We start from the raw sequence: 12,072 nt of genomic DNA on the forward strand, positions 1-12,072 counted from the left end.
CGAAAAAATAAATCCATATTAAATGAAATTAATTTTTCTTTCAATAGCTGATGGGTGAAGAAGTTGCTTTATTCTTCGCTGTCTTCTCCGCCTTCGTCAGCGCCTTCTTCTCCGCCTTCTTCTCCGCCTTCTTCAGCACCTTCTCCTCCGCCCTCTTCTTCAGAGCCGATTTGAGCTACCCATTCTGCCATTGCGTCGGCGTTTTCTTCGTCAACCTGACCACCAGGCATTGCCCCGCGTCCGTTGAGCATAATGTCCTTGATTTCATCAACCTCCAGATTTTCGCCTACTCCTATTAGAGACGGACCGCTTCCACCTTCATAGGCTTCCCCATGACAGCCGATACAAGTGGATTGATAGTGGGCTTCCGGATCGAAATCCCCGCCGCCTGCTTCTTCTCCACCGCCTTCTTCTTCCTCTGCATGTTCTTCAGCTTGATTAAGACCTTGAACCGACATAAAAAATACAACGCCGAATCCAAGCACCATAATTAGCAAAAATGGAATAATTGGGTTTTTATTCATGTGTGTACCTCCCCTTTTTAAAAAATTATGTAGCAATCATCTTTATGAAAGCAAGTTATAACACTACATATTTTACTTTACTTTGTGCCAATCGGAAAGACCCAATACTCAACTTTTCCCTTTTTGTCGCATTTTAGACACAAAGATCGACTTTTTTAAAAAAAGGGGATGATTATTTTAATGACAGCCTATTTCTCTTGAAATAACCATTCGCTGAACCTCAGAAGTGCCTTCGCCAATTTCCAGAAGCTTCGCATCTCTAAGGTACCGTTCAACATGGTATTCCTTCATATAGCCGTAGCCCCCGTGAATTTGAATCGCTTCATCGCAAACCTCCATGCAGATTTCTGAAGCGTAAAGCTTTGCCATCGAAGCCTCCTTTGTAAATTTTCTCCCCTGATCCTTTAACCAGGCAGCTTTATATACCATGTTTCTTGCCAGTTCAATTTTCATTGCCATATCCGCAAGCTTAAATTGAGTTACCTGAAAGGAAGAAATCGGGCGTCCGAATTGATGCCGCTCCTTTGAGTAACTGAGCGCTCGCTCGTAAGCAGCCTGAGCAATTCCAACGGCCATTGCCCCTATCCCGATTCTGCCTCCATCTAATGTTATAAGAAACTGGCGAAAGCCTTCTCCGCGTTTTCCAAGCAAATTCTCCTGTGGCACACGTACATCCTCAAGCACCAGCTCAGTCGTATTGGAAGAATGGAGTCCCATTTTTTCGTAATTATCAATAACTTTAAAGCCCGGTGCGTCAGTGGGTACAATAATTGCGCTGATTTCTTTATGACCGTTTACCGTACCTGTAATCGCTGTTAAAGCAAGATACTTAGCCCAGCTGGCATTGGTAATGTAGCTTTTATTTCCATTAATGACAAAGTCCCTCCCATCTTCTTTAGCAGCTGTTTGTGTTCCGCCTGCATCTGATCCGGCATTTGGCTCTGTAAGACCGAAAGCGCCCAAAGATTCTCCTGAACAAATTTGAGGCAGATATTTTTCTTTCTGCTCATGAGTGCCAAACATATGAATAGGAGCTCCTCCAAGTGAGATATGGGCCGAATACGTTATGCCGGTTGAACCGCATGCACGGCTGAGCTCCTCTGTTACGATAGCAAAGCTGATGGTGTCTGCTCCCGCCCCTCCATATTCTTCTGCAAATGGAAGACCCATCATTCCCATTTCGCCAAGCTGCTTAAACTCGTCTTTCGGAAACGACTTAGTCCGATCCCTTTCTAATGCGCCAGGCGCTATAACCTCGTCGGCGAACTCACGAATCGTGCGTTTAATCATTTGCTGTTCTTGTGTAAGATCAAAATTCATTTCCATCCCCCTTAGCTTGTATCCGCTTACATTTCTATTATAAAAGAAACTTCGTGAAACGAACAGGCTAAGTTGATCTTATAAATGAGCTTATTTTAAAAAGTCAAAATAATATCTGATTAGCGGCCAATCTTATGGGAATGTAAGCTGTTAAAGAAATATATATTCTTAATATAAGTCTGAATTTCCGACAAAAATCGATAAAATCGCTGTTTGCAAAATGTTTGACAACTCAGTAAAATGATAAACAAATGAACATGGTATAGGTGTCAAAAGAAAAACCAACCCTCTAGTAAAGAGGATTGGCCATATGTTTATTCCAAAAAGTCTTTTAATCGCTTGCTTCTGCTTGGATGGCGAAGCTTTCTCAATGCTTTAGCTTCAATTTGACGAATCCGTTCACGGGTGACTCCGAATACTTTCCCAACTTCTTCAAGCGTACGGGTGCGCCCGTCATCCAGTCCAAAACGCAGTCTAAGAACATTTTCTTCGCGGTCGGTTAATGTATCCAGCACATCTTCTAGCTGCTCTTTAAGAAGCTCGTAGGCTGCATGCTCAGATGGTGACTGAGCTTCTGAGTCTTCTATAAAATCTCCAAGATGAGAGTCATCCTCTTCACCAATTGGCGTTTCAAGTGAAACAGGCTCCTGGGCGATCTTTAGAATTTCTCTTACTTTTTCAGGAGTAAGATCCATTTCTTCAGAAATCTCCTCCGGAGAAGGCTCGCGTCCTAAATCCTGCAAAAGCTGGCGCTGTACTCTGATCAATTTATTAATCGTTTCAACCATATGAACCGGAATACGGATCGTTCTGGCCTGGTCAGCAATTGCGCGTGTAATAGCCTGTCTTATCCACCAGGTAGCATAAGTACTGAATTTAAAGCCCTTGCTGTGGTCAAATTTTTCAACCGCTTTTATCAGTCCCATGTTTCCTTCTTGAATCAGATCCAAAAACAGCATACCTCGTCCTACATAGCGTTTTGCAATACTAACCACCAGTCGAAGGTTTGCCTCGGCAAGTCTGCGCTTCGCTTCTTCGTCCCCTTGTTCAATACGGGTGGCAAGGGAAATCTCTTCCTGTGCTGAAAGGAGATCGACTCTGCCTATTTCTTTAAGATACATACGAACCGGGTCATTAATTTTAACTCCTGGAGGAACACTTAAGTCATTTAAATCAAATTCCTCTTCTTCTTCTTTGCCAAGTTCAGTTACACTAGGGTCCCCTTCAGTGCCCTCTTTGACAACTTCCACGCCCTGCTCGCCCAGCTGTTCGTAAAACTCATCCATTTGGTCGCTGTCGAGTTCGAAGCTGGCTAATTTTTCAGCAATATCCTCCAGGGTAATTTCACCGCTTTTTTTACCTGCTTCTAATAATTGCGCTTTTATTGTATCTATTGTTACTACTTCAGTTTCTGTTTGTTTGGAACGTGTTGACTTTTCAGCCATTAGTCCCCCTCCTTCCAGGCTTGCACGACTTTATCTTTTCAAAGCTTTCCTCAAATGGATAATTTCCATTCCAATTTCAGCAGCTTTGCGAAAATCATTATTGCGTTCTGCTTCTTTTTCCTCAGCTTCTTTTTCCTTTATTTTCAACATCTTTTGGTATTTTAACACCTCTGATACATAATCATTTAATTCTTCGCTGCCGACTTCAGGATTAATGTCCATCATATTAATCTCGGTTGCAATTGCTCTGAGATGCCGGTCTGGCAGCATTTGCATAAATGCTCCTGAATCAGAGCGGCTGCCATCCTCAAAGTAGGCTAAAAGATAGGTGTAAATTGCCTGATGTTCATCTTTATTTAATACTTTTCCACTTAAAAGATTCTGAACGGTATAAGCTGTTTCAGCATTGGCCATCATATGGGCTAAAAGATGTCTTTCAGCCGTAAGATAAGCCGGCATCAAGGTTGATTTACGCTGAAATGCTCCGCCAGTCTGTACTGTCTTTGGCGGCTGTGGCGGTTCGCTGCTGGTATTTTCACGCGGAGTAATGCTCGACAGCTGTTCGGACAATGCAGCAATGGAAAGGTTAGTTTCTCCGGAAAGCTGCTTGATATACAGCTCCTTCTCAACTGCCCCCGGTAATACAGCAATTTCTTTTAAGACGGAATTTATATAGTGCAAACGTCCGTCCTCTGTTGATAAATTAATTTTAGACCTGAAATAATGCATTTTGAATGCCATAATTGACACACTTGAATCAATTATTTCCTGCCTAAACTTCTGGCTGCCATTTTTTTGTATATAGTCATCAGGATCAAGCTTTGAAGGTAATATGGCAACCTTCACTTCCAAACCTGAAGCTGCTGTTTCCCTTACTGCCTTAAACGCAGCTTCAATCCCCGCCTGATCGCCATCATAGCAGATGATGACCTGATTGGTGAGCCTTTTGATCATGCCAATATGCTGGTTGGATAATGAGGTTCCCATTGTTGCAATACCGTTCGGAACGTGTTCATTTGAGGAAATAACATCAGCAAAGCCTTCAAATAGCACGACTGACTGTTCGCGCCTAATTGCGCCTCTGGCCTTATGATAATTAAACAATACTTTATTTTTTTGAAAAAGCGGTGTTTCAGGACTGTTTAAGTATTTTGGTTCATCTGATGTCTTCTCAATAATTCTTCCGGAGAATGCAACAACCTGGCCCCGGTCATTTTCCACCGGGAACATAATACGGCCCCTGAAGCGGTCAAAATATGAGCCGTCATCTCTTTTAATAACGAGCCCTGCCTGTTCCATAGATGAAAGATCAAACCCTCTTTTTTTGAGTAATTCGGAAGTGAAGTCCCAGCTGGGCAAGGCCCATCCGATTCTGAAGCTTTTCAGCTGCTCTTCAGAAAAACCTCTTTGCATCATGTACTCGAGAGATTTTTGACCCTCATTTGTATTCATAAGCAGATGATGAAAGAACTTAGAAAGCAGCTCGTGGGCCTCCAGATGATCCTGGTGCAACTTTTTGTCCTGTGTGCTTTGCTCTGTGGATTCGGCGTTCGAAAGGTCAACTTTCACGCCTGTCTTAGCCCCGGCAATGGCCACAGCCTCTTTAAACGACACACCATCATGGTCCATTAAAAAGCTGTAAACATTTCCTCCCGCTCCGCATCCAAAGCAGTGAAAAATCTGCTTCTCTGGAGAAACGGAAAAGGATGGGGAATTCTCACCGTGAAACGGGCATAGCCCAAAATAATTTCTTCCCTGCTTTTTAAGCTGAACATAATCGCTGATTACATCAACAATGTCTGTTCTTTTCCGAATCTCTTCAACTAGTTCGTCTGGAATTCGATCAGACACAAAAAACACCACCATCTAGCGTGATATTAGTTAATTCGCCATTAATCAATCATTTCCTGCATGAAGCGATAAATATTTTGAAAGGTTAACAGAGAATTGCTGGAGATCTTCATTCGTAAGCTTCTTTGGCCCTCCTCCATAACGCCCCTTTTTTCGCTCCATTTGGTATAGATAGCGAAATGACAAACTTGTATCAATTGTGTCTTCTTGATATTGCTTTCCCCTCGTAGAAAGTGCGTAAACACCTTTAGCCAGAACTAAAGAAGCGAGTCCGATGTCCTGGGTTATAACTAAATCCTTCTTTTGGACATGGTTTAAAATAAAAAGATCCACCGCTTCTTTACCTTCGTCAATAAAGGTCCAAACACCAGGGTCAGCATCAGGGCTATAATGCTTGAATGAAGCAACAAACATATAATCGACACCGTGACTAAGCGCCTGCTGTTCAATAATTTTTTTTAATTCCTTTGGGCAAGCATCTGCATCAATAAATATCATGACATCTTCTCTTAAAGTATTCATGAACAAACAATTCTACAAAAAACTGTGAACTCCTTTGTGCATGAAAAAGTTTTTTCTCACAATTTTTTATTATAGTATAATGCATTACATTTAGCCATCCTTTTATCTCAGTTTTTAAGTTTAATAGAAAGAGATGCCTGAACAAGGCATCTCTTCATTTAAAAATCAATTTTCAGTTAAAAACATCATTTAAAATAATATTGGCTGTTTCTTCTACTGCTTTATTCGTTACATCAATGACAGGGCAATCGATTTTTTTCACAATCTGCTCAAAATGCATTAATTCTTCCTGAATTCTTTCCATCTTGGCGTATGTGGCATCATCATTTAATCCAAGCGCGATAAGCCGCTCTTTCCTAATATTATTTAATTTATCAGGACGGATTTTTAACCCGTAGCATTTTGATGGATTAACCTTAAATAACTCTGCGGGCGGCTCGATCTCAGGAACTAAAGGAACATTTGCAACTTTTAGTCGTTTATGAGCCAGGTACTGGGATAAAGGAGTCTTTGAGGTTCTTGATACCCCTACAAGTACGATGTCGGCTTTCAATATTCCCCTGGGATCACGGCCATCATCATATTTCACAGCAAATTCGATCGCTTCAATTTTCTTAAAATAATCTTCGTCCAGCTCATGGACCATGCCCGGTTCGTTTATCGGAGATTCATCGCTTGCAGCCTGCAGTGAATTGATAATCGGACCGACCACATCGTGTGCAATAATATTATGAAGTTTAATCTGTTCCTTTATGTAGCTTCTGATTTCAGGCCGCACGAGCGTGTAAACGATAATTCCCTCGTCTTCTCTTGCTAAGGCAATTACTTCGTCCACATTTGAAATTTCCTCAACATATGGAAAACGTTTAATCGTAATCGATTTCCTTGATTGTCTAAATTGGCTGACACATGCTTTTGCCACCAATTCAGCCGTTTCCCCTACTGAGTCTGATACAACATATACATTAATTTCATTCATCTTCTGCACCACCTTACCCTACGACTCATCCTTTGACAGGCTCACAAAGGCTTTTGTAATATTTGTTTTTGTAATTCGTCCGAAGACTTCATACCCGTTTTCAACTTTCCTTACTACCGGAAGAGAGTCAATCTGCTTATCAATTAATTTTGAAGCTACATTCACCAGCAAATCGTCTTTTTCACAATACGTAACATTTGGCATTCTTGTCATTATAACATTTACAGGAAGACTTGTAAGATCCTGCTGTCCGATGCTTGCTCTCAAGAGGTCTTTTCTTGAAAGAACCCCTACAAGCATGGATTTTTGATCCACCACAAACAGGGTTCCTACATCCTCAAGGAACATATGACAGATTGCATCATATACTGAAACATTATCATTAACAACAACAGGAAGCGATTGAAAATCCTTTACATACAGCTTTTTCAGATTCTCTGTCAAAAGCTGTGTGCCGGATTTTCCTGTATAAAAATAACCTACTCTTGGTCTGGCATCCAAAAATCCTGCCATCGTAAGAATAGCTAAGTCCGGTCTTAATGTTGCTCTAGTTAAATGCAGCCTTTCTGCAATTTGTTCTCCCGTTATCGGCCCATTCTGTTTAACGATCTGCAAAATCTCCGATTGTCTTTTATTCAGTTCGATCGTGGTCACCACCTAACACCTATGTTAATTATGTCATACTGTTTAATTAATATTATATCCTATAAACAGAGTTTTTTCGAATGTACAGTACTATTTCTTTTGCCTGCATCACATTACTTTAGTACGCAGTGCGTTAGAGTGCAACTTTTTAGCCCATTTCTTCTCTGTTTTATTGAGATTTCAAAAAAACCGTGGTAGGATAAGCATATTAACACTTATAGTAGCGCGATGAAGGATAGATAAGTACCTGCACAATGAAGCGACCAGGGACGGTGAAAGCCTGGATAGCAGGGAAAAGGCAATCCAGAGCAATGCAAAAACGAAGGGAATGCAGCTTGCATTAACTAGGGTGGAACCGCGGACGTAACAGCTCCGTCCCTAGGCTATTATAGCCTGGGGATGGAGCTTTTTTGTGTTGGTCCGCAGAAAAATTTTAAGGAGTGAAGATGTATGTCTACAATGGATGAGATTGTACAATTGGCAAAACATCGGGGATTTGTATTTCCAGGATCCGAAATTTATGGCGGACTGGCTAATACATGGGATTATGGTCCCCTAGGTGTAGAACTAAAAAATAATATTAAAAAAGCATGGTGGAAAAAGTTCATTCAGGAATCTCCTTATAACGTAGGCCTGGACGCCGCCATTTTAATGAACCCAAAAACATGGGAAGCATCAGGTCATATTGGAAACTTCAACGACCCAATGATCGACTGCAAAAGCTGTAAGTCACGCCACCGTGCAGATAAGCTGATCGAGGATGCCATTGAAGCTAAGGGCGAGGAGATGATTGTTGATGGTCTTCCGTTCTCAAGAATGCAGGAGCTGATTGTTGAACATGACATTAAATGTCCAACCTGCGGAAAACAAGACTTTACGGACATCCGTCAATTCAATCTGATGTTTAAAACGTTTCAGGGAGTAACAGAAGCCTCAACAAATGAAATCTTCCTTCGTCCTGAGACCGCTCAGGGGATTTTTGTGAATTTCAAAAACGTTCAACGGACCATGAGAAAGCGGGTTCCTTTTGGAATTGGACAAATCGGTAAAAGCTTTCGAAACGAAATCACACCGGGTAACTTCACTTTCCGTACACGCGAATTTGAACAAATGGAAATTGAATTTTTCTGTAAGCCGGGTGAGGATCTTGAGTGGCACAGCTATTGGAGAGAATTCTGTAAAAATTGGCTATTAAATCTCGGCATGAAACAGGACAGCATGAGGCTGCGTGATCATGATGCCGATGAGCTCTCTCATTACAGCAATGCAACCACTGATATTGAATACCGATTCCCGTTTGGATGGGGTGAATTATGGGGAATTGCCGACCGGACAGATTTTGATTTAAAACGCCATATGGAATACTCGAACGAAGATTTTACCTATCTTGATCAGCAAACGAACGAACGGTATGTTCCTTATTGTATTGAGCCGTCACTTGGAGCTGACAGAGTAACATTGGCATTCCTTTGTGATGCATACGAGCAGGAGGATCTTGAAAACGAGCAGCGTACGGTTCTTCGCTTCCATCCGGCTCTTGCTCCATTTAAAGCCGCTGTGCTTCCGCTTTCGAAAAAGCTTGGGGAAGAAGCTCTTAAAGTGCATCAGGCGCTGGCTGAAGATTTTATGGTGGATTATGATGAATCTCAATCCATTGGGAAACGGTACAGACGCCAGGATGAAATCGGAACCCCTTATTGTATTACATTTGACTTCGATTCACTAGAAGATCAGCAGGTTACAGTAAGAAACCGTGATACAATGGACCAGGTCAGAATGCCGATTTCAGAAGTTAAAGCATTTTTAGCAAATGCAATTAAATTTTAATTACAGTAAAAAGAAGCAGCCGGATTGGGCTGCTTCTTTTTATGTATCTTTGTTTTCCCCGTCCTTTGAATCATCCCGCAGAACGGTTTTCATGCGGTCTAATTGTTCAAGAAAAGCTCTGGATTTGATGAACACACCCACATACTCATCATAATACGTCCGTATTACCTGACGAAGCTCTTTTTTTGTTCCTTCCTGAAGAGAAATAGACCCTAAGCGGTTTAAATCTATAAAATAAAAGATGCGAAGAAGCCGTACCGTCTGCTTCGATATAGCTAAACGGTAAGGATCCATCCCGCTGCAACGGTGACATAACAGGCCGTTCTCCCGGATGGAAAACGAAAAGTGTCCCTCCGTTTCCCCGCAATGGGCACACCGGTCAAGCACAGGCTGAACCCCATAGACAGGCAGCATTTTCATCTCAAAAATAAAACAGACAACCTCTTCATCATACCCTTCATTAATAAATGAAAGGCTTTGGGCTAGCAGTTCAAACAGATAGGGATCTACTTTCCGATCATCAAGTCCTTTATCAAGCAGTTCTACCATATAAGTAGCAAATGCTGATTTAAAGAGGTCCTCTTTGATTCTCCGCTGAGAAGCAACCAGATCCCCCTGCTGCAGCGTTCCCATTCCTGTTCCTTTACGGAATAAAAAGTGAGCATGTGTGAAGAGCTGGGATACAGCAGAAAGACGGCTGTTTGATTTCTTTGCTCCCTTTGCCATGACCGCAAACTTTCCATACTCTCTGGAAAATATCGTAATGATTTTATCGGATTCTCCATAATCGCTTTTCCGAACAACAATGCCTTCACATTTTTCCAGCATGATAATCCTCCCTGCTGCCGGACCGCCAGATGATTACAGGGGATTAAACCGTTGAATTGAATCCTTGTTCTTCCTCCTGAGATAGAGGAGAGCTTTTGCCGGGATAAATGAAATCCTCCCCCTCAATCTCTTTAAAAAGCAGGTATAATTCCACATCACCTGTCTGACTAAAAACTTCCCACGTAAAATTTAACATACGCTTCACTCCTTTCATGCTGATACTCATGAATACAGTTACGTTTTTAGTGTTCCACCTAAACTCATCAATGATGGCTCGAAACATTTCCCAATCCTGCCGGCGTAATCCAACTTTTAATAATCGTCCTCTTTAAAGCCAAAATCTCTCAGATTGCTCATTTTATTGCGCCAGTCCTTTTGAACCTTCACCCAGAGCTCTAAATATACCTTGGAGCCAAGCAGATTCTCAATATCCTGCCGTGCACGCTGCCCGATTTCCTTCATCATTGCGCCGCGTTTTCCGATAACAATCCCTTTTTGGGAATCACGTTCTACAATAATGGTAGCCATCACATTGATAATTTCCTTGCCTTCTTCTTTTTGAATCTTGTCAATTGATACAGCAATGGAATGCGGGACTTCTTCTCTTGTTAAATGCAAAGCCTTCTCCCGGATTAATTCTGAAATAATAAACCTTTCAGGGTGGTCGGTTATTTGATCGGCCGGATAATACTGAGGCCCTTCAGGCAGATTTTCTTTAATCTGTTCAAGCAGTGTATCTACATTATTTCCTTCTAAGGCTGAGATTGGTACGATTTCTTTAAATTCCTGACGGGATCTGTAGTTATCGATAATTGGCAGCAATTCATCAGGATGGACGGTATCAATCTTATTCAGCACTAAAAATACCGGCGTTTTAACATCCTTTAATAAGTCCATTATATATTCATCGCCGCGGCCTAATCCTTCGTCTACGTTAACCATAAATAAAATTAAATCGACTTCACGAAAAGTGTTGGTGGCCATTTTAATCATAAAGTCCCCAAGCTTATGCTTAGGTTTATGAATGCCCGGTGTATCAATGAAAATCATCTGACTGTCATTAGTGGTCATTACCCCCTGAATTTTATTTCGGGTGGTCTGCGGCTTATCGCTCATAATAGCGATTTTCTGGCCAATGACACGGTTTAGAAAGGTTGATTTCCCTACATTAGGTCTTCCAATAATTGAAACAAATCCTGATTTGTGTTTAGTTTGATTCTCCATGTAAATCCTCCGGTAAAAAAGCGCCAGGCAACAGCTCTGCTACAGTCAGCTCCTGAACGTCTCCATTTAAATTTGTTAAATATACCATCATCGACTGGTCACACAGCTCTGCGATGACCTGTCTGCAAGCTCCGCAAGGCGGAACCGGACGGCGTGTATCTGCTACTACTGCAATCGCTTTAAATTTTGTATCGCCTTCTGCGTATGCTTTAAAAAGAGCTGTTCTTTCAGCACAGTTGCACATGCTGTAGGCAGCGTTTTCAATATTACAGCCGTGATGAACTTTTCCGTCCTCCGTTAATAAGGCTGCTCCCACCTTAAATTTGGAATAGGGTACATATGCCTTTTCCCTGGCAATCTTGGCTTCATTCATCAATTGTTCGATCTTCATCCTTCAGCTCTCCTTTGATATGTTCAACAGTCAGGTACAGTCGTTATGTTTATATGTTACACGGCTTATATCGCAAGCCCTATTCATTGTACTATATTTTAGATCAGGCAGCCCGGACAAAACTTCCACTTCCAAAAACTATACTCCTTTTATAACAGCCATGTGAGGATTTTTGGAATAAAAATGACAATCCCAATGATTACAGCGCCCAGCGAGAATAAAAATACAGCAGCAGCTGAAGCATCCTTTGCCTTTTTTGCTAAAGGGTGGCGGTCGGAAGTGATGAGATCAATGCTTCTTTCAATTGCTGTGTTCACTAGCTCCAGTGACAAAATTCCCGTTATTACAGCGATTAAAACCAGCCATTCAAATTGGGATACTTTAAAGAAGAAGCCGGCACCAACGACTATAGAACCTGCAGCAAGATGAAGTTTAAAGTTCTGTTCATTTTTATACGCATCCTTTAGGCCCTCCCAGGCAAAATAAAAAGATAATCGCAGCCTCTGCCAGTTCATC

Annotated in this window: 13 protein-coding genes; 1 reads left to right on the forward strand and 12 read right to left on the reverse strand. The window is 41.7% G+C overall.

Translation table 11 applies throughout. The features are described from left to right. Window positions 1-68 precede the first annotated feature (68 nt). The 7 genes from cccA to ccpN form a co-directional block, all read right to left on the reverse strand. Complete coding sequence (gene cccA, locus C4B60_RS05080; protein ID WP_104056927.1) at window positions 69-524, reverse strand: cytochrome c550; 456 nt, start codon at window positions 522-524, stop codon at window positions 69-71. A 177-nt stretch (window positions 525-701) separates the two neighbouring features. Then, window positions 702-1,844: an acyl-CoA dehydrogenase family protein gene (locus C4B60_RS05085; protein ID WP_104056928.1), complete on the reverse strand. Its 1,143-nt coding sequence runs from the start codon at window positions 1,842-1,844 to the stop codon at window positions 702-704. Window positions 1,845-2,158: 314 nt separating this feature from the next. Further along, window positions 2,159-3,289: an RNA polymerase sigma factor RpoD gene (gene rpoD / locus C4B60_RS05090; RefSeq protein WP_104056929.1), complete on the reverse strand. Its 1,131-nt coding sequence runs from the start codon at window positions 3,287-3,289 to the stop codon at window positions 2,159-2,161. Between the two features lie 30 nt (window positions 3,290-3,319). Continuing rightward, entirely contained in the window at window positions 3,320-5,140 is a 1,821-nt protein-coding gene (gene dnaG, locus C4B60_RS05095; protein ID WP_104056930.1) for a DNA primase, read from the reverse strand. Between the two features lie 45 nt (window positions 5,141-5,185). Continuing rightward, window positions 5,186-5,662 (reverse strand): YaiI/YqxD family protein, encoded by a 477-nt coding sequence (locus C4B60_RS05100; protein WP_245153876.1) that lies wholly within the window; start codon window positions 5,660-5,662, stop codon window positions 5,186-5,188. A 172-nt stretch (window positions 5,663-5,834) separates the two neighbouring features. Continuing rightward, complete coding sequence (locus tag C4B60_RS05105) at window positions 5,835-6,641, reverse strand: pyruvate, water dikinase regulatory protein (protein ID WP_104056931.1); 807 nt, start codon at window positions 6,639-6,641, stop codon at window positions 5,835-5,837. 18 nt (window positions 6,642-6,659) lie between these two features. After that, a complete protein-coding gene (gene ccpN / locus C4B60_RS05110; protein WP_209020062.1) occupies window positions 6,660-7,295 on the reverse strand; it encodes a transcriptional regulator CcpN in 636 nt (211 codons plus the stop codon). 450 nt (window positions 7,296-7,745) lie between these two features. Here ccpN and C4B60_RS05115 point away from each other — a divergent pair, with 450 nt between their 5' ends. Then, window positions 7,746-9,113, forward strand: coding sequence for a glycine--tRNA ligase (locus tag C4B60_RS05115; RefSeq protein WP_425331153.1), 1,368 nt, complete (start codon window positions 7,746-7,748; stop codon window positions 9,111-9,113). A 39-nt stretch (window positions 9,114-9,152) separates the two neighbouring features. On the opposite strand, the gene recO is transcribed toward C4B60_RS05115, so the two are convergent. The 5 genes from recO to C4B60_RS05140 form a co-directional block, all read right to left on the reverse strand. Continuing rightward, window positions 9,153-9,941 (reverse strand): DNA repair protein RecO, encoded by a 789-nt coding sequence (gene recO, locus C4B60_RS05120; RefSeq protein ID WP_104056934.1) that lies wholly within the window; start codon window positions 9,939-9,941, stop codon window positions 9,153-9,155. Window positions 9,942-9,984: 43 nt separating this feature from the next. Further along, window positions 9,985-10,137: a YqzL family protein gene (locus C4B60_RS05125; RefSeq protein ID WP_104056935.1), complete on the reverse strand. Its 153-nt coding sequence runs from the start codon at window positions 10,135-10,137 to the stop codon at window positions 9,985-9,987. A gap of 116 nt (window positions 10,138-10,253) precedes the next feature. Beyond that, a complete protein-coding gene (gene era, locus C4B60_RS05130; RefSeq protein WP_104056936.1) occupies window positions 10,254-11,165 on the reverse strand; it encodes a GTPase Era in 912 nt (303 codons plus the stop codon). Beyond that, entirely contained in the window at window positions 11,149-11,556 is a 408-nt protein-coding gene (locus C4B60_RS05135; RefSeq protein ID WP_104056937.1) for a cytidine deaminase, read from the reverse strand. The genes era and C4B60_RS05135 overlap by 17 nt, the downstream gene beginning before the upstream one ends. Window positions 11,557-11,705: 149 nt before the next feature. Further along, on the reverse strand, window positions 11,706-12,071 hold the full coding sequence (locus tag C4B60_RS05140) for a diacylglycerol kinase family protein (protein WP_104056938.1): 366 nt from the start codon (window positions 12,069-12,071) through the stop codon (window positions 11,706-11,708). Window position 12,072 lies beyond the last annotated feature (1 nt).

The organism is Jeotgalibacillus proteolyticus (assembly GCF_002926065.1).
GTDB classification, from domain to species: domain Bacteria; phylum Bacillota; class Bacilli; order Bacillales; family Jeotgalibacillaceae; genus Jeotgalibacillus; species Jeotgalibacillus proteolyticus.